General features: G+C 63.0%; 20 protein-coding genes and 1 CRISPR repeat array (1 of these 21 cut by a window edge). Of the genes, 9 read left to right on the forward strand and 11 right to left on the reverse strand.

Features of this window, described 5'->3' with window-relative positions:
* Positions 1-17: 17 nt before the first annotated feature.
* Complete coding sequence (locus AAFN88_RS14895; RefSeq protein WP_347521149.1) at positions 18-2,282, forward strand: AAA family ATPase; 2,265 nt, start codon at positions 18-20, stop codon at positions 2,280-2,282.
* A gap of 249 nt (positions 2,283-2,531) precedes the next feature.
* On the opposite strand, the gene AAFN88_RS14900 is transcribed toward AAFN88_RS14895, so the two are convergent.
* A complete protein-coding gene (locus tag AAFN88_RS14900; protein ID WP_347521150.1) occupies positions 2,532-2,852 on the reverse strand; it encodes a helix-turn-helix transcriptional regulator in 321 nt (106 codons plus the stop codon).
* A gap of 120 nt (positions 2,853-2,972) precedes the next feature.
* Here AAFN88_RS14900 and AAFN88_RS14905 point away from each other — a divergent pair, with 120 nt between their 5' ends.
* From AAFN88_RS14905 to AAFN88_RS14935, 7 genes are all read left to right on the forward strand, one after another.
* On the forward strand, positions 2,973-3,254 hold the full coding sequence (locus AAFN88_RS14905) for a hypothetical protein (RefSeq protein WP_347521151.1): 282 nt from the start codon (positions 2,973-2,975) through the stop codon (positions 3,252-3,254).
* A gap of 14 nt (positions 3,255-3,268) precedes the next feature.
* A complete protein-coding gene (locus AAFN88_RS14910) occupies positions 3,269-4,012 on the forward strand; it encodes a hypothetical protein (protein WP_347521152.1) in 744 nt (247 codons plus the stop codon).
* Positions 4,013-4,195: 183 nt separating this feature from the next.
* A complete protein-coding gene (locus AAFN88_RS14915; RefSeq protein WP_347521153.1) occupies positions 4,196-4,948 on the forward strand; it encodes a metallophosphoesterase in 753 nt (250 codons plus the stop codon).
* A 107-nt stretch (positions 4,949-5,055) separates the two neighbouring features.
* The gene (locus AAFN88_RS14920; RefSeq protein ID WP_347521154.1) at positions 5,056-5,664 is read left to right on the forward strand and encodes a helix-turn-helix domain-containing protein; all 609 of its coding nucleotides are present in this window, start codon (positions 5,056-5,058) and stop codon (positions 5,662-5,664) included.
* Between the two features lie 103 nt (positions 5,665-5,767).
* On the forward strand, positions 5,768-6,082 hold the full coding sequence (locus AAFN88_RS14925; RefSeq protein ID WP_347521155.1) for a DUF6634 family protein: 315 nt from the start codon (positions 5,768-5,770) through the stop codon (positions 6,080-6,082).
* Between the two features lie 621 nt (positions 6,083-6,703).
* Entirely contained in the window at positions 6,704-7,819 is a 1,116-nt protein-coding gene (locus AAFN88_RS14930; protein ID WP_347521156.1) for a competence protein CoiA family protein, read from the forward strand.
* A 119-nt stretch (positions 7,820-7,938) separates the two neighbouring features.
* Complete coding sequence (locus AAFN88_RS14935) at positions 7,939-8,652, forward strand: hypothetical protein (RefSeq protein WP_347521157.1); 714 nt, start codon at positions 7,939-7,941, stop codon at positions 8,650-8,652.
* Positions 8,653-8,912: 260 nt separating this feature from the next.
* Here AAFN88_RS14935 and AAFN88_RS14940 read toward each other — a convergent pair whose 3' ends face one another.
* The 7 genes from AAFN88_RS14940 to AAFN88_RS14970 all read right to left on the reverse strand — a co-directional run bounded on the left by AAFN88_RS14940 (position 8,913) and on the right by AAFN88_RS14970 (position 19,727).
* Positions 8,913-9,842: a hypothetical protein gene (locus AAFN88_RS14940; RefSeq protein WP_347521158.1), complete on the reverse strand. Its 930-nt coding sequence runs from the start codon at positions 9,840-9,842 to the stop codon at positions 8,913-8,915.
* Positions 9,839-10,282, reverse strand: a complete 444-nt coding sequence (locus AAFN88_RS14945; protein WP_347521159.1) for a hypothetical protein — start codon at positions 10,280-10,282, stop codon at positions 9,839-9,841. The genes AAFN88_RS14940 and AAFN88_RS14945 overlap by 4 nt, the downstream gene beginning before the upstream one ends.
* A gap of 471 nt (positions 10,283-10,753) precedes the next feature.
* A complete protein-coding gene (locus AAFN88_RS14950; RefSeq protein ID WP_347521160.1) occupies positions 10,754-11,086 on the reverse strand; it encodes a hypothetical protein in 333 nt (110 codons plus the stop codon).
* 133 nt (positions 11,087-11,219) lie between these two features.
* Positions 11,220-12,053 (reverse strand): peptidoglycan-binding domain-containing protein, encoded by an 834-nt coding sequence (locus AAFN88_RS14955; RefSeq protein WP_347521161.1) that lies wholly within the window; start codon positions 12,051-12,053, stop codon positions 11,220-11,222.
* Between the two features lie 35 nt (positions 12,054-12,088).
* On the reverse strand, positions 12,089-12,817 hold the full coding sequence (locus AAFN88_RS14960) for a hypothetical protein (protein ID WP_347521162.1): 729 nt from the start codon (positions 12,815-12,817) through the stop codon (positions 12,089-12,091).
* A gap of 99 nt (positions 12,818-12,916) precedes the next feature.
* A complete protein-coding gene (locus AAFN88_RS14965) occupies positions 12,917-13,762 on the reverse strand; it encodes an ion transporter (protein ID WP_347521163.1) in 846 nt (281 codons plus the stop codon).
* Positions 13,734-19,727 carry a DUF3320 domain-containing protein gene (locus tag AAFN88_RS14970; protein ID WP_347521164.1) on the reverse strand — a complete coding sequence of 1,998 codons (5,994 nt, stop codon included), beginning with the start codon at positions 19,725-19,727 and terminating at the stop codon, positions 13,734-13,736. The genes AAFN88_RS14965 and AAFN88_RS14970 overlap by 29 nt, the downstream gene beginning before the upstream one ends.
* Positions 19,728-20,358: 631 nt before the next feature.
* Here AAFN88_RS14970 and AAFN88_RS14975 point away from each other — a divergent pair.
* Positions 20,359-21,201 (forward strand): hypothetical protein, encoded by an 843-nt coding sequence (locus AAFN88_RS14975; RefSeq protein ID WP_347521166.1) that lies wholly within the window; start codon positions 20,359-20,361, stop codon positions 21,199-21,201.
* 260 nt (positions 21,202-21,461) lie between these two features.
* On the opposite strand, the gene cas6 is transcribed toward AAFN88_RS14975, so the two are convergent.
* The 3 genes from cas6 to cas1 are packed head-to-tail and all read right to left on the reverse strand — an operon-like array spanning position 21,462 to position 24,759.
* Positions 21,462-22,397 (reverse strand): CRISPR system precrRNA processing endoribonuclease RAMP protein Cas6, encoded by a 936-nt coding sequence (cas6, locus tag AAFN88_RS14980; RefSeq protein WP_347521168.1) that lies wholly within the window; start codon positions 22,395-22,397, stop codon positions 21,462-21,464.
* Positions 22,385-22,672 (reverse strand): CRISPR-associated endonuclease Cas2, encoded by a 288-nt coding sequence (gene cas2 / locus AAFN88_RS14985; protein WP_347521169.1) that lies wholly within the window; start codon positions 22,670-22,672, stop codon positions 22,385-22,387. Before cas2 ends, cas6 begins: the two co-directional genes overlap by 13 nt.
* 20 nt (positions 22,673-22,692) lie before the next feature.
* Positions 22,693-24,759 carry a CRISPR-associated endonuclease Cas1 gene (gene cas1 / locus AAFN88_RS14990; protein WP_347521170.1) on the reverse strand — a complete coding sequence of 689 codons (2,067 nt, stop codon included), beginning with the start codon at positions 24,757-24,759 and terminating at the stop codon, positions 22,693-22,695.
* A gap of 164 nt (positions 24,760-24,923) precedes the next feature.
* A CRISPR array of direct repeats spans positions 24,924-25,138; the repeat unit is 37 nt; unit sequence GCTGCAGCCTGCGCCCTGATCCGTCAGGGATAGAAAC; it runs 718 nt beyond the window's last position.

Consider the following 25,138-nt stretch of genomic DNA (forward strand, 5'->3'; position numbering starts at 1 on the left):
ACGGGAAAACTACCGTCGTGATCGCGCAAGAAGGCTGCACTCAGCAGGATGCTTCCGCGGAAGTCTCGGCCGAACTTACTGTGACCTCGTTTCATGCAAGTCCTGTCGGCGGCGGCATCCTGATCGGGCGCGGCGATGCCGGATGTCTTCGGCGCGCCGTTATCCCGGGTGCGGCCCTCGGCCGGCCGCCCCAACCGGGCGAGCGTTGGCGCGTTACCGGATTTGAAAATGCACACGAGGAGTTCGGCCCTCAGATCTGTGCACGGCTGGCGCTGCCCCTCCTGCCCTCAGGCAAGGCGCTCATCCGGTATCTGGCAACCGGTCGCCAGTTCGAAGGCATCGGCTGGGCCACTGCGAGCCGCTTATGGGACATCGTCGGCGAGCGTCTCTACGATGCAATCAAGCGACGCGACCATGCTCTCCTTGCCGAGGTCGTCGGCCCCCAGCGGGCGGTCGCAATTGTCGATGGCTTCGGCCTCCTCTCTGAGGAGGTCGAGGTCTTCCAGTGGCTTGACCGATATGGAGTCAGCCCTCGGACTGCAGCCGCCGCCGCGTCCCTTTGGGGTCGAAATGCCATCACCAGGATCCAGGCCGACCCTTATGAACTCTATCTCCTGGAGCCCTGGCGATCTGTCGACACGAGGGCCCTGAGGCTGGGTATGGGGCTAACTGACAGGCGACGGTTGCTGGCAGCCGTAGAGGAGGCTCTCGCCGGTCGATTCCACTTGGGGCACACCGCCGCGACCAGGCCACAGGTCGAAGCCCGGCTACGCGCGCTCCTCGGGATGGCTGCCGCGCCATTGGCCACTAGGGCGATAGATCTCGCCATAGAGGTCGGCCGGGTGCTGAGCCGTCACGACAACCTGCTGCAGAGCAGGGCAGCATGGTTCATGGAACGCGAAATCGAGCGGAGCTTCGCTGTGCGCCTCGCGCGCGACGTCGTCGGTCCATCCGCTGGAGAATTGGCGGAAGCCATAGGCGAAGTGGAGGCTGCTGAAGGCTACCGCTTGGCGCCCCGCCAGCGGGAGGCCGTCCACATGGCGGTCTCGTCCCCATTAAGCATCATCTCCGGCGGCGCGGGCACCGGAAAGACCACAACCGTCAAAGCTATCCTGGCCGCCTCTGAGCGGCGGCGTCATGCCATGCCGCCCCATCAGCGTAAGCGGTTCTCCTATCCGCAGGTCGCTCTCGCCGGCCGCGCTGTGAAACGGATCGCCGAGGCCACAGGCAGGGAGGCGATGACTGTCGCCCGGTTCCTCCGCGAACTCGAGACCGGCAAGCGGTCCCTCACGCATGGCCTCCTGATCTTCGATGAGTCCTCGATGCTCGACGTGCCGTCGGTCTATCGGGTCCTCGCTGCGGTGCCGCAAGAGGTTGACCTTTTGTTTATCGGTGATCCTGGCCAGCTTCCGCCGATCGGGCCCGGTCTGCTGTTCCACCGAATGGTCGACTCCGGCGTGATCCCCCATGTTGAACTCGACGTCATCCATCGGCAGAGCGCCGCGACGGGCATACCTGCCATTGCTGGTGCTATCCGTGGGGGGCGCCTACCAGACATTCCGCACTTCGATCCGGACAGACCGACCGCGCCAGGCGTGTACCTGGCGCCGGCGGACACCCCCGCCATCGGCGCGACTACGTTGGCGGTATTCCGGGCGCTTGCGGGTTCACCACCCCCTCCCCTACGCACTGATGCTCTGCACAGCCAAGACATCCAGGTCTTGTGCCCAACCAAAAGCGGCCCGGCCGGATCTAAGGTGTTGAACCGTGCGATCGAGCACCATTACATGGCCCATCAGCCCCGAATCCAAGATTGGGGGCTTTCAGTCGGTAGCAAAGTCATCTGGCTTCGGAATGACTACGGCAAAGGACCACTCAAGGACGCCAACGGACGGCCCATGGTGGATCCGAAGACCGGCGATCCAATCCATGCCGGCTTCATGAATGGTGCGCTGGGGATCGTCCGCCGGCCTACAGAGCATGGCGCCTGGCTCGAGTTCGACGATGGCGCTGAAGACGAGGTCCGGGCTCATGATCTGGAGCGGCTTTTCCTCGGCTGGGCGATCTCGATCCACAAGGCCCAAGGTTCGGCATTCCGTCGTGTTGTCGTGCCGATAACCAAGTCCCGCCTCCTAGATCGGTCCTTGATTTACACAGCTGTCACACGCGCCATCGAAACCGTCGTGCTGGTTGGCGATGTCGACTTGCTCAGGTCCGCCGTCGAGACCGCGCCAAAGGCAAACGCGCGCCTCACCACCCTGACCTTCGACCACCCCGACTGAGAACGCTGCGGGGCATTCCATCTTGATGGCAGGGTTGCAGCACACCTGCTGCAACCCTGCCTGTCCGGCGAGGACCGGGGGTAGCAACGGAAAGCGCGGGCGGGCGGACCTGGGTTGCGATTGCCGCTGGGCCAACGGCCCTGCGGCAGACGCGGCCCCGGTCCGCTCTAGGCCGCGCTTGCAGGCGCGAGGGGCAGAGCCCCTTAGTCAGATTGCTCCAGACGCCGCATTCGCGGAGAATGCTCGGCTTCAGGGTGCTGGGCGCTTCCGTGCTTGCCGTTTCTTCCCTGACTTCGGCACTGCTTTGTCAACTGCATTGACCAAGTCACAAGGGTCGAATCCAACTTCTCTTGCAACCTGAATAAGCTCAACCACGTCGAGGCGTCGTTCACCGATCTCGACCTTCGATACATCCCCCTGCCGCCACCCTAACCTCGCGGCCAGACTTTCTTGTGTAATTCCCGCGTATTGGCGTGCCTCCTTCAGATACTTGCGGACCGCGATATGGCCGGGAGTTCGTAGGGGCTTCTGACGGGATTGTTTGATTTCTTCTGTTTTCTCTTTCGACATGCGAATCGGCTCCAGATGGAGCCGAATCCAGTAAATCGATTTGCGGAATATTCGAAAATCGAATATTTTGGAGTCGCCACCCCCTCAGCGCTCGCTCGCGGGGCAACGGGAGAATACCCGATGGAAGCAAACGAGGCCGCCTTCCAACGCAGCCGACAATTGACGGACGAACTGAAGGGTGAAGTCCGGACGATGGTGGAGTCGTGGCTCGAAACCGGGAGAACCCAGGACGATCCTGTAGCTCTCATCGCCGCGCTCGGGGAAGCCGCCGCTGAAGTCGGCATATCATTCTCGACCCGCACCATCACTGTTGGAATCTTTTTGTACCTGGCGGCCTCGGTGAACGAGACCGAGATCATACGGGAACAGGGATCGCAGTCCGCACATCCGACGCCCCAATAGAGGTCGTCGTGAATATGGAAGACATCAGCAGCTGCCCCGATAGCATCCGCGTGCTGGCCCTCGTGATCGAAGTGAGCCAGGCCCAGTCCTGGGCCGAAGATATCCGGCAGCGTGACGGTGACGGTCGAGAATTCGAACAGGACCAGTTAGACCTGCGCTTGGACAATGTCCGCCGCTTGCTGCTATCGGTAGGCCCACACTCTTCGAACGAAATCGCGGCCGCATCCCATGCATTTTCCGATGCTCTTGCCGACAACAACGACGTGCCGCCCGAGGGACCTTGGCCAGAGAGTGACAATCTGAAGCAGGTTATCCGCAGGGAACTGCGTGCGGATTTGCTGCCGGCGCCCCAGGATTGGCGTGACTGGGCACGTCGTGTCGATTTTCTTGCCGGGCGATCATGGATTGGACGCCACGCCCGGAGCTGTCCGGCAGGATGGCTCCCCCTGCTGGAGCGCGCTGTGTCGCAGGCGGAGCACTGGATGGACCGGGCCATTCTGGAGAAATACCAGACTTCCCAAATCAAAGAGAAATTTGGCACGTTGCGCTGGTACGTGGCGTCGAACGAAGTGCTGTCGGTTATCGTGGACTACGCTGAACTGGCGTCCGAGTTCACCTGCTTGGCGTGTGGCGCCGAAGGGAAGTTGCGTGGGGATCGAACCTGGATTCTGACACTCTGCGATGCCCATGACAAACTCGATCGTGAAGGTAACATTCATGCTCTTAGCCGCTTGGCCTATCCAGAGCTTCAGAAGTGAGTGACACCTCCGCCAGAGACCTGAAGCTCGACGGGATGTGCGGGTGCTGTCATCGAAAGGTGTGCCGGCTCCACGAGCCAGGACGCTTTGCTTCAGCGGTAACTTCACGACTCCGGTTCCGGATGTGGACCAAAGTTACGTCATCAGCCGAAGCGGGAATGGAGCGCCGTGAATATAGGCATATTGAGTGATCTCCACCTCGAGTTCGCGGATTTTTCGCCGCCGCCAATTGATGCGGATGTGATTGTCCTTGCCGGCGATATCTGGCTGCGGGACTTTGGCGTCACCTGGGCGGCTGAAACCTTTCCGCCGGAGAAGACAGTTTACGTTCTCGGGAACCATGAGCCGTACCGAGAAGATCTTGATGAAACTGTCGCAAGATGTCGCGAGACGGCCAGGAAGCGTGGCGTCCGCTTCCTGGAAGACGACGTGGCCGTGATAGCCGGAGTCCGCTTCATTGGGGCCACTTTGTGGTCAGACTTCAAGTTGTTGGGACACGGATTCGAGCGCCGCTACGCGATGAACCTCGCCGATTGGCATATCAATGACTTTAGGCGGATTACGGTAAGCGATGACATGGGCCGACGCCTGCGATTCAGCACGCGTCACGCAGCCGCACGTCATATAGCCTCTCGGCGATTCATTGAGGGTGAGCTCAATCGTCGGTTCTCGGGCCCTACTGTGATCGTGTCTCACTTTCTCCCCTCGCCGCTTTCAATCAGCGAGAAGTTCCGGGGCGACCCGTACAATCCCTATTTCTGCAGCAACCTAACAGCCCTGATCGAGGAGTGGCAGCCTGAGCTTTGGATTCACGGGCACACCCACGAGAGCTGCGACTATTCAATCGGAAGGACCCGAGTGATCTGCAATCCCAGAGGATACTTGCCCCATGAAGCCAACCCGCGCTTCCGCGCCGATCTGACCGTGCCTCTCTGAGAGGAACGCCGCCCCCCTCGCGGTTCGCTGTCAAGCGCCAGTCTATTGGAGGCTCAGCTCGCTATATCCCGCCGGGAAGACGTCGACAACGCGCTGAGGAAACTGTAGTGACCGAGATAGAAGAGGTGATGAAAGTCCTCGATGAAGAGTTGGCTGCACTTGATCTGCACACGAACGCAGAGGCGTTTGTATGGCTTGTGCTCGAGGAAGTGGCCAGTCAGCGCAAACTCCAGACACCGAAGGTGACCCACCCGCTGAGTGCAGCTGAGAAAGCGGCCTACTTGGCAGGCGGATTCGATCTTTCTGAGCGTGAGTATCACGGCAGAGGGCCGCTTGAGCGCACGATGGCAGAGTACGTCGCGATGATCGCTGAAGCATTGTCAATACGAGAGGCAGCACGCCTTCTCGGCGTTCACCGTGGGACCATCCAGAACCGTCTGCATCGCCGATCGCTCTATGGGGTCATCCCTCGAGGTCGATGGCTGCTGCCACGGTTTCAGTTCCACGGCAAAGAAGCGCTGCCAGGCCTGGAGAAGATCTTGCATACGCTCGACCCTGAAGCCCACCCGCTGTCAGTAGTCCGTTTCTTCACGACGCCGCAAAGCGACCTGGTTATGGCCGATGCGCCTGCGCCTTTGTCCCCCCGCGACTGGCTGCTGGCGGGCTGCCCCCCAGAGCGAGTTGCCGCATTAGCGCGTGAACTTGTCCTGATGTGATGCACCGCAACTTATGCATGGGCCGGACAACCAGTCGCGAAGGGACTTTGCGCGCAAACACCAAGAAATCTCTGCAAAGCACTGCTGATCCGAGACCGCAGCGATGACCGAGCAAAAATCTCTCTTAGAGAAGATACGCAAGGCCCAGGCGGCACTCGAAAGGCTGGAGCGGGGCGAAGGCCCCACAGAAGAAGATCTTACGAGAGCGCCTCTCCTCGACTACTGGTGCGTCGTTGCCGAAGGACGTTTCGTCCTACTGCAAGGCCTGGTGACTGGCCATCCGAAACTCGTGGACGGTGACTTCATTCAAACAAGCGCCCTGCTCTGGCTTGCCCCGGATCGCACCTCGGCGCGCACCCTGTCTCGTTTCTACCGTCTCGGCGTACCCTGGGAAGATCTCCTCAACACACGCCAATAGTCTCCGGCAGGGCGAATCGATGCCCACAGGAGATAACGACATGACAGACGAACTGGAGAAAAGACTGCGCCGCGAAATTGCCGAGGCCGCGTCGCTGTGGCCTGCGAGATCCGCTTCTTCCCTTCTCGATGGGCCTCGAGCCGGTCGGGCGCGAAGCACAGACTGTCGTTCACCTGCCCACCCTAAACCGCATACCGTTGTCAGGTGCTGATAGGTCCGTCCCCTCCCGTTGCGACTACCTAGGAACACCAGGGTGTGCATGAGACATCCAACAGGGTTGACTCAAGCAGCGAATCGCGACTCAAATGGTATCGCCTGGATGGGCCAAGAAAAATTGGAGCGCCGGAGTAACGAGCCCCCGCAGAGCAAGAAGCAACAAGCGGCATTCAAGCCGTCCCCATCCGCAAAATCTGGAACGAGTCTCGCTGCCGATCGCGAGGAACCGCGCATTTGTGATCTTCATGATGCGCCGGCGAAGGCACTCACACTCCCTGGCAAGGGCCAAGGCCGCAGCCGGTGGGGCGCCTCCGAAGCTGAACGGCAGCGAAAAGGGATGGACTGCCTTTCCGTCAGATCGCGAAAACGCCTCGCTGACGATAAAGGCCTCTGGAGGAGGGATTCATGCCGCTTCGCTGCCTGGATGACGCCGGAAAGGATCTTCACGCCTTTGATTTCGACCCTCATGACTGGAGAAACCTCAAGGCCGAGAACAGGAGCAGATGGCACCTACGAATGCCATGCTGCAATTCCCTGGTGATAGCGAAGACATCGCGGCTCGGCACGCAGTTCTTCGCTCACAAGGTCGCCGGCCTCTGCGCCAGCGCCCCCGAAGGCGAGGCGCATTGGGACTTGAAGCGCCTAGTCGTCATGGCCGCCCGAGCAGCCGGTTGGCAGGCTGATACCGAAGTAAGCGGCGCAACACCAACCGGCGCAGGATGGAAGGCGGACGTCCTTGCCCAGAAGAGAAAGTACAGGGTCGCGATCGAGATCCAATGGTCAGGCCAGACAAACGAGGAAACCTTGCGGCGGCAGCAGCGCTACAAGGACTCTGGAATTCGCGGATTGTGGCTGCTTCGCCAGCCCGGGTTTCCGGTTACGCGGGAGCTTCCTGCCATCTGCATCGGCGGCAACCTCGAAGAAGGGTTTCTGGCGTTGATTCCGGGTTCGATAAGTACGACTGCTCGCGACCGCCGACACCCGTCGCTCTGGAGCCAGGCCTTTGCCATGGAAGCGTTCCTGCAAGCGGTCTTCGGTGGGCGATTCCGCTTTGGTCTGCCGCGCGACGGGGAGGCTACCGTATTCTTGTTTGGGGCAGAGGATGATTGCTGGGCCTGTGGAGCGGAGACGCTTGTCGTCTCCAGGATCGAAATCTGCTTTGGCCCGTCTCCAGTCTATTTTTCACTCGCTAACTTTGGTGAATTCCCCGACCTTGTGAAAGTCCTGCTGCGCCACCTCCCTTCAGATCTGGGCCTGGGCGAAATCAAGTACCGCTTCAGCAAGACCATGAACGAAGAATACTTGAGCAACGGCTGCACCCATTGCGGCCAACTGTACGGGCGCCACTATGCCTTTTCCGTCAACAGCTGGGCCAGGGTGCTCCACAAATTCTCGATCCGCATTGACGCCGCCTGGAGACAGGCGATCGAAAACGCGTGGTCCGAGAGATGGGTTGTTTACGAAACACGAGGACCCAAGAATGAGGATCTTTCAAGAGACGACCTCCAGGATCAAGATTGATGATGAAGCCCTGTGAGGGGAGAGCTTGGCGATCGCTGGCACCACGCCCCCGGCAATGCTATCACCGCAGGCCCGCCGGCCTTGGCGCCCGGCTCCGCTGCTTCCAGGATGGAGACCGCATGATCGATACCAACCTCTACCTCTCGCTGACCGATACCATCGCCCTGCTGCCCGGGGTCAAGCCGCGCGCGGCGCGTCAGGTGCTGAAGGACGCCCAGGTGGAACTCCTTGAGGCCTCACTCGGCGAGCCGGACAATGTCCTGTCCATCGGCCAGGAAGACCCGGCGACCACACTTGCCGGGCGGGAGCTTCGCCTTGCCGATCTCGAGGGGATCTTCAAGGAGGACGACTGGGGTAAACAACGTGTGACGCCGAAGGGCGCCGCCCTCATCGCCGATCTCTATCTGCGCGGCGCCTTTCCTCTAAAGGGCAAGAATGCCGCCCCCGAATCACCGGACCAGCTGCTTGCCTACGCCAACGATGAAGCCGGCCTTCTCGCCAGGCAGGAGGCCCGCAACGCGGCACGTGCCGCTGCCCGGCGCCCGATCGAGAACCCCGAGGAGATCCGCGAGGCTGACTTCACCTACGAACTGCTCGACCAGGTCATCTTCGAACACTGCGGGCCCGGTAGTCACCGCATGACCCTGGATGGCATCGAGGTCTCCAAGACTGTCACCCGCTACACCAGCAACTCGAGAAAGACCGGCGACTACAAGGTCGTCATCTCCTGGACCGGCCGCGACGGCGAGCGCCGCGTCTTCGAAAAGCCCAGTCTCTTCGAAAACAACCGCAGCAACGACCCCGCACGCAACTGGGGCGCCGGCCGCGAATAGGCGGGACGCCTGCACGGCCTCCATTGCGGGAATTCCGCCACTGGCGGACCTTTTCATACTCGACGAAGATGAAACCCGCGACGAAGTGAATAGCCTGATCGGCAGATCGGCCATGCTGCTTACTGGCACAAAGCGCGCCTTGTCACTATTCCGGTAAGCACGGATCTCGCGCCCAACAAAGATTACACGGCCTGAGCTTTCTCTCCCCACATCGCAGCCAAAGCACGCCAAGCACACAAACCCAGGGCGCAGCTGACCTCTTAGTAGGTCTCTACAGTTCTCTCTCCAGCCATGGTCCCATCCACGAAGACTCGATACGTTATCGTCCGGGGTATCGGGCCTCCCGCCCGGGAACTACTTTCAATCAGTTGAAAATCTCCCGGCTCATCAAATGAATAAAAGAATCGGTAGGGACGAAGCCAACGATTATCCCGGGTCAGCTTGAACTGATGTTCAACCCTGACTTCCGCATTTGGCGGTAATGGTCGGGAAAAGACGAACACTACCGAATGGTTGGATTCATCCCGTTTCACACCACCAGAATCCGTTGAGCGGAGTGAAGTCACCGCCTCATCCGGCCCTACCAGCCTTAACATGTCCTCCCAGCGATCAACGATCGCGCCCGGCGAGCGGTTCTTTATGACGAAGATCTTCGCTTCCCCGGCATAGTCGGTGTCCAGCACCGGCTGGACAACCAGCTCCTCCAACCTATCGCCCGACTCATCAAGCGTTGCGAACATAACGTATTCGCGCGAGAACTCCGTCGACCGGCGATCTGCTCGGATGGCTACAAAAAACTTGCCTTCAGAGGTCTTCCTGAATTGCGTTGGCACATACTCGTTCGCACGAAAGAAGTAGAGCCCAAGTTCCGGATTCGACGAAAGATCGGAGAGCGCGCTCAGGTCATACGATTTCGACTTCCCCTTCCCATAGTATGTGACAAGCGAGAATTGCTCAGTAGTAAGGCTCACAAGGCCCGAAGCCTCCCCGGAGTTCAAGCCCGAAAAGAACCTCTCAAGAGTTCGGATCAATCGATGCTCAACACGCTCGCCCTCCAGTCGCGTTCCCGCGAGCGAAAACACGACCTGCTTGAAGGCCAGTGGGTCGGGGGTGATCTTCGCCGGCGGCGCCGATTGGGTGCAGGCTCCCAGAGCGATAGCTACGAGTGCAGGCAGGAGAACTTTTTTCACAGCCCGTACTCCTTCAGCTCCTCCACAGTGAACATACCTTGCCTGACGGCGCTGCCGCCCGTCGTGAAGCCTGCGACGCCTTGCTCTTTCGCCTCAACAGCGACATCAACAGCGTCGCGAAAGTCGCCCCAGTCATTGACATAGTCGGGGTCTTCGCTGATGAGGGTGATGGGGTCAGACAAAAACCCAACGACATAACCAACGGTAATGCTGCCAGCTTTCGCAACGCCGGAGCTGACGTAATCGGTTCCCTTCGTAAGAAGGCTGGCTGCAGCTTCAATGAAGCTTGGGCTGTGCTCGGCAAGGTCCAAAGAGGCAGAGACAGCGCTCGCGGACATCCCATTGGAGGTTTTTCCGCCGTCAGCTCCCCCAGCACTCGCAGCGCTTGTCATGGCTAGACTGGCCGAGAAAACGATTGAAACAACAATCTCGAAACGCATCTGTTTCTCCTGCGGCAGGTTCAATTCAAAATGAATTGGCGAAAAAGGAAGGGAAATAGGGCCCGCATTGACCAGCGGTCCGCACCGGCACCGCAACGTCGGCCTCACCGTGGGCAAGAAACTCTTGCCAGAAGATTATCATCTGTCGAGCGCCGCATGAGGCTAAACCAGGCAAGCATAAGGCGAGCCCAATGCCCCTGCGCATAAAGGCGGATATATCAGCTGTGATTTTGTTTTGCGGACGCCGGTATAACCTTGCGGCCCGATCCACGGCCGGCCACCCCTCGGTAGAAGCGCCTACCATAACCCCAACCCGAAACCGTTGGAGACCCCTGTAAAAGGCTAACTTTTGACAGATCGGATGTCGACCCTCTCTTTCGCTGCGGTTGAGAAACCTTGCGAATCAGTATTTTAAAACGAGCATCCCCCAGATCGTCCAGTCTATTGAGGCCGCCTCCCGTCGCGCGGGTTTTATTGGCCCAAGAATTTCGCTGCCTCGAGCTCCTGGTCCATGCAGCCGGCCAGAAGCTGGAAGTTGTCGATGTAGGGGTTCTTCACGCAGTTCCAGTAGGCAACGGAGGCGGAGTCCCGATCCTTCGAGATCATCCCCAGAATGCGCTGCGCGCTTTGCTGTTCGATCTGCACACAGCTCGCCAGCAGGATATTGTTGTCAATGTAAGGGTTCTTCCTGCAGAGCGCGATGGCCTCCTCCTTGCTCGGCACTTCGATTTTTCCGTCTCGCGGGATATCCCGCGCGATCGCGCTGCCGCTCCAGATCAGCCCCACACCCAGCAGGGCAAACACGATTCCTCTCATCAATCTTCCCTTTGTAATCCTGGCTCAGACCCCTGTTATCCCGTCGCCCTCTTCGCATGACATCGCGCGAGGCCACAACTGAAGGCTCTCTTTGCTCGCCCGCTTGCTCAACAACCGATATCTAATGAAATCCGAGCGTCTTGATTGTCTCGTAGTCGGGCAGTCCACTCGCCGGCAAACCGACTGAGGCCTGGAATTCCGCCAGGGCCTTCTCTGACCCCTCACTCCAACGCCCCTCCGTCTCGCCCGGATCGAAACCCGCCGATTTAAGCAGCAACTGGATCTCCTTGTAATCCTCAACGGCGTAGTTCCAGAGATCCCAGCCGCAAGCCACCGCCACCGCCTGAAACGCCCGCTCTGCGCCTGCCATGCTGAAATCGGCGTCGTAGATGCCCGCTCTTTTGGTCTTGATTCGCAGATAGAGCTTTTCGGCATGCTTGATATGCCGCATGAAATTCACAGCTCGATTGCTGAACAGAATAGCGCCGCGCCCTGAAGACAGAGGCGTCCAGCGCTTGCGGTCGGCGCGTTGCTCGTCGATGCGATGATCGAGGAAAAGTCCATAGTCATCGACATGCCCGATCCGAATGTCCGCGCCGACGAAGGCCAAGGCCGTGCGCCCTTCATGGCAGCGCGCCAGGAGAAGCATCTGCCCGTTCCTTCTGTTCATATCGAACTGTGAGACATTCTTGGCGATGGTGGTCAGGCTGTCGTCGAGCCGGGACTTTTCCTCTCCGACCATCCACCAACCACTCATGCTGTCTCCTGACTGGTGACCAGAAAGAAAGACGGCGGTTCGGTAGTCGATTTCCGGGTGACGAGGATCCGCCCAAGCCGGCCGCGCTTCGCTATTTCCAGCCAACCCACTGGCCGCGCCGGCAGGCAGCGCCGACAGCAGCGAGATGAAAAGTGCCGTCGCTACAAAACCACTATGCCCCCTCTTTCTCATTTCCATACCCTCGAATGTTTGCAACTGTCCCGGCTCGGGCCTCAGGTCTTCTCCAGCGGGATGATCCGGCTGTCGAAGTATGCAACACAGGCTGGGTTTGCGAGCCCGATCTTCGCCAGGGCTCGGATCTTCTTCATGTTGCGCAGAAACTTGCGCTCGAGGCGGAAGTGAATGTCCGCTTCCCGGAAGACGGCGAGGTGATCCACCGAATAATGTTTCGGATCGCAGACGTCCATCACCAGGCCCTCGACGAAGGACCATGGTTCACCCATGAAAGCGGTCTCAAGCCCCTCCAGGAAGCGGTAGTCCGCGCCGGCTTCCAGGAGCACGATGATGATCCGATAGAAGGTCCCCCGCGTCACCGGAGATTGCGCGGGCACGCGCAGATCCATTGCGAGGCCCGGCAGGGCCAGGGACAGGGGCCGGAACCTGCCGAAATCCGGATCAACGCCGCGTAGCAGCAAGGCTTCCACGGCCGGAAGATTTCCCACGTAGGCCGCCTCCTCGAGCAGCGTAAAGCCATTCGGATAGAGGTAGTCCACCACTCCCGGATTATGGCTCAGGAGCTCCATGAACGTCTCATGGTCGTAGGTCTTCAAGGCCAGCCTGGTGTCTTCGGCGGCAACGACCAATGAATAGGCCGGATCCTCTTTCACTCCGGCTGCAAGGCTTTCAGCCGCCGCATCGAAGTTAAAAACCGGATGGATCAGTCCCGCAAGCATGATGCCGGCGAGGCCGCTCCATCGTGTCAGCAGACAAAGATCGACCAATGGGACACTCCCTGTAGCTCCCCGAGAGCTGCTGGCTCACCCGGCCGCCGCCAGCGCACCGCAAACCAACTCACCTCAGACATCTCCCTCATCCCGGAACTATTCTCCTTCGGATCCGGCCTCCTCGCCGCCGGCACCCGCAGGGGCCCGTGCCATGGCGTTGGCAAAGGCCCCGGCGACGATGCCCGTCGGGATGGCGATGACGCCGATGCCGATGAAAGCAACCAGGCCGGCCAGGATCTTACCGAGCGGCGTCACCGGGTAGACATCGCCATAGCCCACCGTGGTGAGCGTCGCCATGGCCCACCACAGCGCCCGCGGCACCGAACCGAAGGCCTCCGGCTGCGCTGTCCCTTCCACCAGGTAGAGGCAGATCGCGGCCACCACCATCAAGAAGAAGGCCATCATCACGCTGACCAGAAGCTCGTAGCGCCGGGCAAAAATGCAGGCGCCCAGCAGCTGTCCGGCCGCGGTGAGCCGCGTCAGACGCAGCACCATGAAGATCCGCCCGAGGCGCAGGAGGCGCAAGATGAAGACCTCCGCGCCGAGGAAGGGAAGCAGGAAGACCAGGATGAGGGCCAGATCGAAGAGGTGCCAGGGCCGCGTCATCCAGATGAGGCGGCCGCGCCAGCCCCGCCAGGCCGCAATCTCCCCTGCGGCCCAGAAGCGCAGCAGGTATTCCAGCACGAAGAAGACCAGCAGGGCCCAGTCGAGCAGGTGCAGGGCCGCGGCCACGTCCCGGTCGCGCCAGAGGCTCGGCTCGGTCTCCGCCATAGCCAGGACCGAGCCCACCAGGATCACGAAAACCACCAAGCGCGCCAGATAGATGCTGCCCGGCTGGTCCGCGGCGCCGCCGTCGAAACCGGCCCTCAGCCAGCGCCGGCAACGCCCTGCCAGCCCCGTCAGCCCTTCCGGCTCAAGCCTCCTCTCTGCCGGCGCCGCCATCTCCCCCCTCGTCTTCTTCATTCAGTTCCGCTGCGCGTCTCAACAGCCCCTCGAATTCCTCGCGGGTTTTCTGCCGCAAACTCGCCAGGCCGATGATCCGCGCCATGACCGCCGCCCGGTCCGCCTCTTTGGACTCCTCGAGTACCTGTCTTGCCAGGCCGAGTTTCTCCGGGTCGGGCACCTCCGCCCAGTGGCGCGGCGCCGGGGTGCCGTTCAGGCCGCGAAAGCCGGTGACCTTCTGCGGCTCCTGGCCGTCGGGCCAGTAGACCTTCTCCGTGCCCGGGCCCCGGCTTTGCCGGCGCTGGCGGCCGAGCGCGGCCGCCACCTGCTGGCGGATGCGCGCACCGGTGCGCTGGAATCCATGTTCCCGCGCGATGCGCGTCGCCAGGAAGTCGAAGGTCACCGGCCCCTCGCCATCGATGACCGCGAGAACCAGGCGGCGCAGCACCTCCAGATAGTCCGGGTCGTAGAAGCGCTCGGGCGAGAGCTCCGGGCCGACCCGGTCCAGAGCGCCGCGGCCGTCCAGCGCCGGGTCGCCGGACTGGCGGGCAAAGGCGCGCACCGCCTCCGCCGGCTCCGAGTCATGAGACCTGCCCGCTTCTTCCCCGAGATCTTCCGGCGCGGCCTCGACCTCATCCTCGACGGTGGGCGCCTCATCTTCTCCAACTTCCGCCTCGAGTTTCTCCTGCGCCTCGGTGGCGCCGTCGCCCTCCACCGCCGGCGGCGTCGCCGCGCCTTCGGCCGTCTCCACGTGGGCGCGGTCTTCCTCCAGCAGCTTCTGGAGCGCCTCGTCGATACGCTCCAGGGTGCCCTTGGGGTCGATGAAGAAGTCCGTCGACCAGATACGCAGGAGGCGCCAGCCGAGCCCTTCGAGGATCGCCTGGCGCACCCGATCGCGGTCGCGCGCCGAGGGCGAGGAATGGTAGGTCGCGCCGTCGCACTCGAGGCCTACAAGGTAATGGCCCGGCCAGTCCGGGTGGATGACGCCGAGGTCGATGCGGAACTTGGAGACGCCGATCTGGCTGTGCAGGTCCCAGCCGCGGCGCCTGAGGCCCTCGGCCACCGCCTCCTCGAAGTCGGAGTCGAAGCTGTCCGTGCCGCCGACCGACTTGAGCGCCTCGCCGAGCGCCGCCGGGCCGCGCTCGGCGAACTCCAGGTAGTGGCGCAGATCGCGCACCGCCGCGGCCGAGGTGCGGGTCAGATCGATCATCGAGGGATCGAAGCTCGCGAAAATCATCACCTCGGTGGTGGCCCGGGTAATCGCCACGTTGAGGCGCCGCTCACCGCCCTTGCGGTTCAAGGGGCCGAAGTTCATCGACATGGTCTGCGCGCCGGGCACGGTGGGGCCATAGCCGACTGAGAGCAGGATCACGTCGCGCTGGTCACCCTGCACCGTCTCCAGGTTCTTGATGAAGACCGGCTCCACCGCATCGTCGCCGAAGAAGGCTTCCAGACCCGGGTCCTGCCGGCGCTCATCGTCCAGCAACTCCTCGACGAGGCGCTGCTGCTCTGAATTGAGGGTGACCACGCCGATCGAAAGCCGGCTTAAGGCCGGATCCTTGAGGCGCCGCACCACCTCGGCCACCACCTCCTTGGCCTCGTCGGGATTGGTGCGCCCCTTGCCGCGCTGATAGATGCCCTTGACCTTGCGGAAGGAGACCGCGGTCGGCTTGGTGTCGTTGGAGGGGTAGGTGACCAAATCGCCGCCGTAGTAGCGGTGGTTGGAAAAGGCGATGAGACTCTCGTGCTTGCTGCGGTAGTGCCCGGTCAGGCGGTGCCACTTGATCCGGGCGGCCAGCGCCTCGTCGAGGATGCTCTCCATGTCGTCGGCAAAGCCGCTCTCCTCCTCGGCGTCCTCCGAGGCCGCGCGCTCGAAGAAGGAGGTCGGCGGCATCTGCTTGGGATCGCCCACGACGATGACGTTGATGCCGCGGGCAATGGCGCCGATCGCGTCCCACACGGTGATCTGCGAGGCCTCATCGAAGATCACCACATCGAAGGGCTGGCTGCCGGCGGCGAGGAACTGGGCGACCGAGAGCGGGCTCATGAGCAGGCAGGGGGTGAGCGTGGTCAGCACCTCGCCCAGCTCGCCGACCAGCTGGCGCACCGGCATGTGGCGCGCCTTCTTCTGGATCTCGCGGGCGAGCACGCCGTAGCCCGGCGGCTGCTTGGGCTCGTGACGCCCCGGAATGTCCCCGGAAAGCCGCGCCTTGATGTAGTCGATGGCGAGATCCGCCATCCGGCGGTCGAGCTTGCGGAACTCCTCGATCTTCTGCTCCTGGGCCAAGGCCGAGAAGGTGCGCAGCTCCTCGCGCTCGTCCACCAGGCGCCCGGCGATCCACCGGCAGTAGGCGGTCTTGAAGGCTTCTTCGGTCTCTTCGGCCGGGACCAGGCCGCTCTCCAGACCCGCCACCAGGTCCTCGAGGCCGGCGGCCAGGGCCTCGTTGCGGACCGCCTGCCAGCGGCACCAGACGTTGATGCGCTGCTGCAGATCGAGCACCCCTTGAGCCTCATCCTTCAGCACCCCGAGCTCGGTGACGCTGCGCGCTTCGGCGGCCGCCTCTGCCACGTAGTCGCCAAGGGCCTGCTTGAAGGCCTGCATCTCCTCGGCCAGCCTCCGGCCGGCCTCGGCGATCGGCATGCCGGCATCGATGAGGTCCTGGCCCTCCGAGACCAGCTTGCGCAGGGTCTCACGCACGGCGATCAGCTGGTCGGCACCCTCGGCCAGGCGCGTCGCCCCCTCGCGCAGCTTGGCCCCGGCCACCGCCGCCTCGCGGGCCCGCTCGATATCGCTCTCGAGGCCCTTCCAGGGCGCGTCTGCAGGCAGATCGCGGACGGTCGCCTCCATTTCTGCCCTGATCGCCTGCAGCTTCTCCAGGACATCGAGATCACCCGCCGGCGCCGGGCGCTTCTTCAAGGCCGCGGCCTTCTTCATGCGCGAAGCGACACCGCGGCGCGCCAGGGCGCCGAAGGGCCAGATCTTGTTGCCGGCGGCCAGCCACTGCCCTTTCCAGGCCTCGACCTCGGCCGCGGCGATGGCCTCGTCGCTGTAGGTGAGCGAGAGCTTCTTTTTCTCGCTGCGATAGGTTTCCAGCTTATCGAGGGCGCGGCCCAGGTCCTCCAGCACCTGCCCGCCCTTGCCGGTGAGCGCGAAACCCAGGTCGTGGCGCGCGGCCGCCGGCAGCAGCAGGGCGATCATCGCAAGCCCCTCGAGGCCGGCGAGGCGCGTCCCTGGAACGGGCAGGCCGGCCGGCCCCGCGAAGTTCCCCGCGGCCGCCAGCACGGCATCGATGCGGCCGATGAGCCGGCGCGCGGCCTCGACGAAACGGGCCTGCCAGGCATTCGACCAGTCCTCCTGACGCAGCTCCTTGAAGGCCTTCGCCTCTTGCGGGCCGATCTGGCCGCGCTCGAGCCCCAGGCGCCGGGCGATGTCCTGCAGGCGGGCGAGCCCCTCGCGGTCCCGGGCCCGGTCGGCTTCCAGGCCGCCCTCCCAGGAGAGCTCCAGGCGATGACGCTCGGCAAAGCGCAGGCTCCGCCCGATGGCCGCGCGCGGGCTGACCCCCGTCTGGCCGGGGCTGTGGAGCGCCTTTACCAGTCCGTTCAGATCATCGCGCAGCTTTTTGAGGCGCGCTGCCTCGGTCTGCCAGTGCTCGGCGGTCTCCTCGCCGCGCGCGCTCCAGGACTGGTCGAGCTGGTTCAGCACGTCCTTCTTGTTGGCCTTGGAGGAGTGTAGCTCGAGACAGAAGCGTCCGAGACCCTTGTCGACCAGGCGGCGGTAGACCACCTCGAGGGCGGCCATCTTCTCCGAGACGAAGAGGACCCGCCGGCCGAGGCCCAGGTTGTGGGCGATCATGTTGGCGATGGTCTGCGACTTGCCGGTGCCCGGCGGGCCCTCCAGCACGAAGTCGCCGCCCTGGGAAGAGGCCTGCACCGCGACGATCTGCGAGGAGTCGGCCTGCAGCGGCATGAAGAGTTCCGAGGGGTCGATCTTCTCGTCGATCTCCGAGGGCTTCAGGAACTCGGCCGAGGCCTCGTAGGGATCGCGCGGGTGGTCGATCAAGTGCTCGACGAAGGGGCTTTCCTTCAGCTCGGCCGTGCGGTCGGAGAGGTCCTTCCACATGAGGTACTTGGCAAAGGAGAAGGTCGAGATCACCACCTCCTCGACCACCTCGAAGCCCTTGATGTCGCGCACCGCCTTGCGGACTGTGTTCCAGATGAGTGTGACGTCGACGCCGGCCTCGTCCTCCGGCAGCTTGCCCTCAAGCTGCGGCAGACGCAGGTCGAAGTCCTGGCGCAGCATCTCCAGGAGCGTCATGTTGAAAACCGTCTCATCGTCGTGCGCGGTGATTTTCACCTTGGAGGCGGCGCTGCGGCGCTCGAGGGTCACCGGCACCAGGATGAGCGGCGCGCGGTAGCTGCGGGTCTCGTCCTCCGACTGCTTCCATTTCAGCATGCCGAGCGCCAGGAAGAGCGTGTTGGCGCCGCCTTCCTGCAGGTCCGACTTGGACTTGCGGTAGAGCTGGATCAGGCCCGCGTCGAGCTCCTTCTGGTCGCGCTCGGAAACCAACTCGTTGTTGGCGAGCGCCTCCTCGGCAAACCGCTTCACGTAGTCCTCGCCGCTCCTCTGCTGGAAGAGCTGCGCATCGCGCCCGCCCTCGCCCTCTTGCGAGATCTTCACCAGGGGCTTTACCGAGATCTTCCTGCCCTCGGCGAGCTTGTCCTCGAGGGCGGCCGGGTCGGGGCAGATAAGCGGGATCGCCGTCTTCGAGGGCTTCAGGTTCAAGAGGCGGTTGCGCTTGGTGAGGTCGAGGAGCTTGCGCTTCCAGTGGTCGAGCCGGTCTTCGGGCGTGTCCGGCTTTTCGCCCGTCTCCAGGCCGAGATCGAAACCGGGGAGCTCGGGTGCCTCCTCCATGCCCTCGGAAACGACCGCCTCGCTCTCGCCCTCGCCACCATCGATCTCCCTTTCGGTGCTTAGTGGCGAGATCTGCTGCTGACGGGCACGGCGGAGATCGAGGGTGTAAACGAATTTCTCCTCCACCGCCTCGGCGATCTCGCCATTTCCGGCCTCAATGGCCTTCGAGAACTTCATCGGCGGGTCCTGTGTCACTGCCGTGGTCTCGAAGAGCAGCAGTTCCTTCAGGTCGACGTGCTTGCGCAGTTCCGAGGCGTCGTCGGTGGTGAGGCCCGGCAGCGTCTGGGGCTGCAGCCAGAGCCCGCAGATGGCATGGCCGTCGGTAAAGGCGATCATGGGATTGAGGCCGACCTGCTCCAGCGCCGAGGCGAAGAGCACGGCGCTGTCGAGACAGGTGGCCAGCCCCGTCTCCAGCACCTCGCCCGGTGTGCGGATCTTCTGGCCCTGGCGCTCGAAGCTGGCCGGCGGCTCCACGTAGGTCAGCCGGCGCTGCGCCACGGCAGCCCAGAGCGCCGCGGCGATCTCCCAGACCCGCTTCCTGGACTTCTGCTGGTAGCCTTCCAGCGAGGGGTTCTTGCCCGAGCGCCGCAATACTTCCGAAGCCTCCTTGAGGAGGCGCGCCACCGCCGGGTCGTTGGGCATGACGAAGGCGGCCAGCAGCTCGGGCATATGGCTGGCCCCGCCCCACTCGTTGTGGGCGAGACCGATGATCTCGCGCCGTTCCTCGGCCAGGATCTCCTTGCCCCGGGTGAGGCGCAATGAGAGCTCGGCCCGGCGCCGCTCGGTGATCCGCGAAAGGCTGGCGCCGGAAAGCGACACGCCTCGGTCGCTGAGCCGCAGCTCGCTGCCGGCGGCCAGGCGGTCGATGCGCCAGCGCTTCTCGGCGATGAGCGGCGGGTCGACCTCGAGGGTCAGCACCAGGTGCTCGAGGTCTTCTTCGCCGTGGTTGGCAAGCCCCAGATCGGCAATGACCGCAACGTCGTTCTGTTGGGTGGCGTAGGTGATCTGCTGGGCGATCGAGGCCGAGATCTCGACCGGTGATGCGGCTGGCATGTGATCACCTGCGGACTGACCCTCGCCCAATGGCGCGTCCGGATCCTGATCTGCCGCTGCTGACCAGCCGGCTTGGTTAATCTCGTTCACGGGCGCCTCCCTTGCGTTGCGCTATGACAAGGGAAGGCCCTACGATCTGCTGGCCGCTGCACCCAATGGCGTCCTGCGCGCCACGGCGAAACGCCGAGTTCGCGGCAAGGACTACAGGCTGGCCTGTCGACGATCATTCACGACGCGGTTCTTCGGCGCAGACAGCCCAAACTGCCCTCCCCACTGCCACCTGATGACCGGCCAACTCCCCTGGTCCGCTCCAAGGCCATCCTAAGAGAGAGTAATCGATATGTCATTCTCTCAATGGTTAATGTTGAGTCAGCCGAAAAGCTAGTCTACCCGCTGCACTCGTCCCGAAAGCCTGCGCCGCGACGAAGCTGGTCCGGCAGGGATTTCGGCGGTGCGGCCTGTCCTCGTGTTCGCCGGGAGACGGGTCGACTGCAACTTGGACAAAGCGGGATCGTCGCTCTGCGCCGCCGACCTCTCCGACTGATTTCTCTAAGCGTCTTGATTACGACGTGTCTTCGCCCTTACGATGTTCAACTATGGCACGAAGGTGCTAGGCCTTTAGGGGAAAGTTATGTACGTGCAAGTCCTTAAGCTCATCACGGCGCGGCCCTTACGCTCGGTCACCGTCATCCCGGATTTTGAGCCCGCGCTGACGGACAGTGACGATGTGTTCGCGGAAGACGCCGAGGGACCGTTCAACTTCGAGGCCCTGCTAACCGACAAGACGCCAACTGATCCCCTGGCAGATCTGGACGATGGTGCCGTCGGTGGCCTGTCTTTTGCGATGGAGTACCGAGATTCCCGAAATGCGATGACGCGGCGTCGCATCACGCTCAATGGCTTTCGGCCAACCGAAGGCGGCCACTATCTGATGCGAGCGTTTTGCCACGAGCGCAAGGCCGTCCGGAGTTTCCGCACCGATCGCATCGTCTCGATCATTGACTGGGACGGCGTGATCTGGGAGCCGCTTGAGTACTTTGACGATCTGGGCATCAGGCTTCCTCTGCCAGTTGGAGCAATTACCGCTCCGAAGCGCGCAGAGCCAAGACCTGGTGAGTCGCAGAGAGCGGCCTGCGCCGACGAACTCTGCATCCTTGCTGCGTTGAGCCGGAGCGACGGACACCTCCACGACTACGAGGTGGAACGCATGCTGGATTTCACTGCCGATGCGTGCGACCGGCAAGGTCTGCCTTTTGAGGAATCAGACCGCGCGGCACTTGATCGCTACATCCGCAAGCTGTGCCCCGATATAACCGCCGTAGGCGAGTGTCTAGTGCGACTGAATCGCCGAGAAGATTCGGTGGCAAGCAAGCGGCTGTTTAGGGCAATGGTAGCGGTGATGGATGCGGACGGGGTACAGGCTCCCGAAGAGGTCGCTTTCATCACGGAAGTCGATTGCGAGATGGACAGTTAAGCGATTAGTCCACCTCCTGGCGCAAGACTAGCGATTCAGTTTGGCTCTTCAACACTGACGAACCTGCGCGACCTACGGGCGGAGAAGGCGTGTAAATCGCGGCGTGGGCGAAGGATGAAATGGCCAATACCAGCACTATTGCAAGAACACGCACTGTTCTTTCCTTAAGCGCTGTAACCAACCGTTTCCTGCATCGGGTTCCTCGCACTTGAACGCCCGGACCACATCTCGCCAATGAGCGACAGAGCCAAATATGACCTTCAGGCCGGCGTCAGTCGGTAGCGGCCAAGCCCGAGCGATGCGCCACGGCCGATGTGTGCCGTCTCCCCGATGGCAATATAGGGCCAGAGCAGGTGAATATCGCCGGAGAGTTCCAGAGACGGTAGTTCGATGAGCCGGTTCTTCAATCGGTGCCCACCACGCCGCCGGGCACGACCGTCGGCAGGTCCGGCATAATCCAGAAAGTTTACTTGAATGCCGCCGATGGCTTTCTCGAGCGCATCCCAATCGGCCTCGAGATCGACATCATGCCAGCGGGCAAGAAGAGCGACACGGCGAAGCAGGCGACGCAGGAGAATCTCCGGCTGCTCGAATGCCGAACCTCTCTCTGCATCGACAGGCGAATGGAAATCCATTCTCAGGGCGGCAGGAGCGCTACCCAGTCCGAGGCCATGGCAACCGCAGCTACGCATGCTGCCCAGTTCTATCCGTTTCGGCAGGAACACCGAAAGATCCTTTGCCATCTTCGCCCAGAGCACCCGGTTACGCAGCGCCTCGGCAAGCGCGAGGCTTGTGGCGCGCGCCCAGGCAGATGCAAAACCGAAGACCGCGAGCTTCACATGCAGATCTTGATTCACTCGCTCGCTGGACAGGACGAAAGGCTTGGGTATCTCGCTGTCATGCGCCGCAACACGCAGGCAGGGTTTGCGGCCAAAGAACACCTCGGCGGCGCAGGGCGGGTGCCAATTGCAGGGCTGGTGCGCCCGTACAGGTTCCGAAGCGCCGGCAAGGAGAGCGTCCCCGAAAGCACCACGCACCTTCTGGAGAAGATTGCCGGCATTCTGCAGGGCGCCTAGTCCCGGTAGGACCACGACCGTCTGCTCGAACGACCACAGGGCTGCCAGGACTTCGCCCGATACCGCCTGTTTGGGGGCCAGAAGCCGCTGGTTGACCGCATCGCCGCCTACAAGATCCAAAACGACCCCTCTTCCGGCAGGGGCGCGCCGCCGGCGGCGCGGCTGCGGGTCAGCCCGTCTCTGGGCAGCACATACATGCGCAGGGAGTCCTCCTCCTCGGCCATCCTCCTGGCCCGATCGAAGAGGCGGTTCGCCGCCCTCGCCGTCATCCTGGCCTCGAAGACGGATTGCTGCACCCGAACCATGCGCTCCTCCAGCAGCTTCGCGATCCGGCGCCGCGGTCCGGCGCTCACCACATCATAGCAGATGACGATGGTCAGGACCGTTTCGGACATGGCCGTTCCCCTGCTTCTGCCTAGTAGTCCATGACGTAGGGTTCGAAATCCCTGCCGTCTTCCAGGTGCGCCGCCAAGGCAAAGGCCTGCTCCACCATCAGCCGGCGCCAGGTGATTCGGCGGCCGCGCACAGGGCTCTTGATCCTGCCGTTCACCCGGGCCTCGTAGGCGCGGATCAGGGCATCGCCCGCCGCCCGGTTCATGCGAAGGCCGGACTCCTGCTGGGTGAACATGTCACCCCGCACGAAACGCCGGCTGGCGCAGTAGACGAACAGGCCGCCCACGAGATGCGCGCGGTAGATCTCCATCATATCGAAGACGCAGGCATCCCGGTGGTCCGACACCGCGTGCAGGGCGCCGAAGCCCGGATGCAGGCCGGCGCGCATGACCGCCACCGACACGTCGCGGGCCAGCAGCCAGGCCAGAAAGTTCAGGCAGATGTTCGCGGCGTCCTGCCCCTCCCGATCACGCTGTGCGAAGGTGAAGCCCGCAGGCGCCAGGACGCTGACCGCCCGCCACCACCGGGCCGTTCCTTCGCCTTCTTTGCCCATGAGAAATGCGATGTCCGGTGCAGCGTAGAGGGGGCCCTTGGCACCGCGCCCGATCAGGCTGTTCAGCGCGACCAGGGCGTCCTGCACGGGCGGCGGTACCGACTGGCGCCCTGCTACGATGCGCCGCAGCACGGCGCGCTGATTGCGCAGTCTTGCATCGACATAGCGGCGCGCGAGGGCGAGCCGCCGGTCAGGGTCCAGGTAGGCTGCCGCCTGCGCCATGTGCCGGCCGGCACGCGGCGCGAGACTGGAACTGGTCCAGCCCAGCGTCCTGCCGCGGCCGTCCACGTGCGCCACCATGGTGTCCGTGGCCAGCGCATGGCGCAGCGCCTGCTCGGTCACCGGCACGCGGGGGGCCAGATCGATCCGGTCGACGTCCTGGTGCGGGATCGCGATCACTTCCCGCCAGGACACGTCTGCCCCCGGCTGTCCTTCGCCCTGCTCCACGCAGAAGGCCTCGTTGCGAACACCCAAGCGGCGGTCCGGCGTCCTGATATGCAGGTTGCGCAAGCCGGGGGAATAGCCGAGCGCCTCCTGGCGGTCCTCGTCGGCCTGCTCGGCCGCCGCATCCGCCTCCGCCGCACTGTCGTGGCGCGCGATGCGCCGCAGCACCCTGTCGACGGCTTCGGCGTCGGCATCCTCAGGCGCCTGTTTCATCACCATGGAGCGCACGAACAACTGTCCCAGGAACCTGAAACCGCGATTGAAATCGGCGATACGGCTCTTCTGCCGGTTCAGCGCCAGCCCGCGTTCGGCGAGCAGTCCCTCGACCTTGGCCATGGCCTCTTCCGCCCCGCCGCTGCTGCGGCAGAGAACGACGAAGTCGTCGGCAAACCGAACCAGCCGCGTTCCCTTGTCATAGAACGCCTCGTCCAGGCGATCGAGGTAGAGGTTGGCCAGAAGGGGCGACAGCGGGGAACCCTGCGCCAAGCCGCGCCCCTGCGGTGCCGCATGGGAGATCCAGGTCCAGATCAACTCCGTTAGCGGTCCGTCGCTGACCGAGTCACGCCAGCGCGCGATCAGTTCGTCATGGGGAATGGTCTCGAAGTAGCGCTCAATATCCGCATCGACTACCCAGGTGAAGCCGTCTTCCCGGGCGCGTGCAATCTGCTGCACCGCCTGCTGCACAGAGCGGCCCGGCCTATAGGCGAAACTGGCCGGCTCGAACTCCGCGTCCAGCAGCGGCGTCAGGACGTCCGCTGCCGCGGTCTGCGCGATGCGGTCGACGACGCAAGGAATGGCAAGGGGCCGCAGTCCGCCACCGGGTTTGGGGATGTCCAGATGGCGCAGCGGGCCCGGCCGGTAGCGGCCGTCGCGCAGCGCCTCTGCGAGGCGGCGCAGCCGCTGCGCCGCGCCGGGGAAGAAGGCCTTCACAGATATGCCGTCGCCACCCGCCGCGCCGGCGTTGGACCACACCTTGGCCCAGGCGCTCTCCAGTCGCTCCAGGGCCACGGCCTCGTCGAAGAGGTCGGCATCGCAGAGCCGCGGCTCGCGGGGGCCGTGGCTGGCAGGCCGCTTGCGTTGCCTGGCCATCATCCATTTGCCTTGGAATATTCTTTACAAAGTTGTATTTTATCAAAGAATTGCCTCTGCCGATACAGGTTGTTTGGCATTTTAACGAGGATGAGCCCGACGTGAGGATCTTGGTCTGGATATTTTTGCCATTCCGCCTTGTTCGTCAGGGTGATACAGGTGTGGGGGCTGCAGCCTGCGCCCTGATCCGTCAGGGATAGAAACCGACGAAGGCCGCCACATTCGGATTCTGCAGCTGCAGCCTGCGCCCTGATCCGTCAGGGATAGAAACAGCTCATGGAGCTCAGCGTTATAAGCCGCGATGGCAGCTGCAGCCTGCGCCCTGATCCGTCAGGGATAGAAACGGCCATGACAGGCCTCCTGTTGTGATTACTCGCTGCAG

Origin of the sequence: Pelagibius sp. CAU 1746, assembly GCF_039839785.1 — a bacterium.
In the GTDB taxonomy this organism is placed as follows: Bacteria; Pseudomonadota; Alphaproteobacteria; order Kiloniellales; family Kiloniellaceae; genus Pelagibius.

Excerpts from the sequence above, each read along its gene's own strand:
- AAFN88_RS14900 (WP_347521150.1), bottom strand. The coding sequence starts at position 2,852 with ATGTCGAAAGAGAAAACAGAAGAAATCAAACAATCCCGTCAGAAGCCC.
- AAFN88_RS14905 (WP_347521151.1), top strand. The coding sequence starts at position 2,973 with ATGGAAGCAAACGAGGCCGCCTTCCAACGCAGCCGACAATTGACGGAC.
- AAFN88_RS14910 (WP_347521152.1), top strand. The coding sequence starts at position 3,269 with ATGGAAGACATCAGCAGCTGCCCCGATAGCATCCGCGTGCTGGCCCTC.
- AAFN88_RS14925 (WP_347521155.1), top strand. The coding sequence starts at position 5,768 with ATGACCGAGCAAAAATCTCTCTTAGAGAAGATACGCAAGGCCCAGGCG.
- AAFN88_RS14930 (WP_347521156.1), top strand. The coding sequence starts at position 6,704 with ATGCCGCTTCGCTGCCTGGATGACGCCGGAAAGGATCTTCACGCCTTT.
- AAFN88_RS14935 (WP_347521157.1), top strand. The coding sequence starts at position 7,939 with ATGATCGATACCAACCTCTACCTCTCGCTGACCGATACCATCGCCCTG.
- AAFN88_RS14945 (WP_347521159.1), bottom strand. The coding sequence starts at position 10,282 with ATGCGTTTCGAGATTGTTGTTTCAATCGTTTTCTCGGCCAGTCTAGCC.
- AAFN88_RS14955 (WP_347521161.1), bottom strand. The coding sequence starts at position 12,053 with ATGGAAATGAGAAAGAGGGGGCATAGTGGTTTTGTAGCGACGGCACTT.
- AAFN88_RS14965 (WP_347521163.1), bottom strand. The coding sequence starts at position 13,762 with ATGGCGGCGCCGGCAGAGAGGAGGCTTGAGCCGGAAGGGCTGACGGGG.
- AAFN88_RS14970 (WP_347521164.1), bottom strand. The coding sequence starts at position 19,727 with ATGCCAGCCGCATCACCGGTCGAGATCTCGGCCTCGATCGCCCAGCAG.
- AAFN88_RS14975 (WP_347521166.1), top strand. The coding sequence starts at position 20,359 with ATGTACGTGCAAGTCCTTAAGCTCATCACGGCGCGGCCCTTACGCTCG.
- cas2 (WP_347521169.1), bottom strand. The coding sequence starts at position 22,672 with ATGTCCGAAACGGTCCTGACCATCGTCATCTGCTATGATGTGGTGAGC.
- cas1 (WP_347521170.1), bottom strand. The coding sequence starts at position 24,759 with ATGATGGCCAGGCAACGCAAGCGGCCTGCCAGCCACGGCCCCCGCGAG.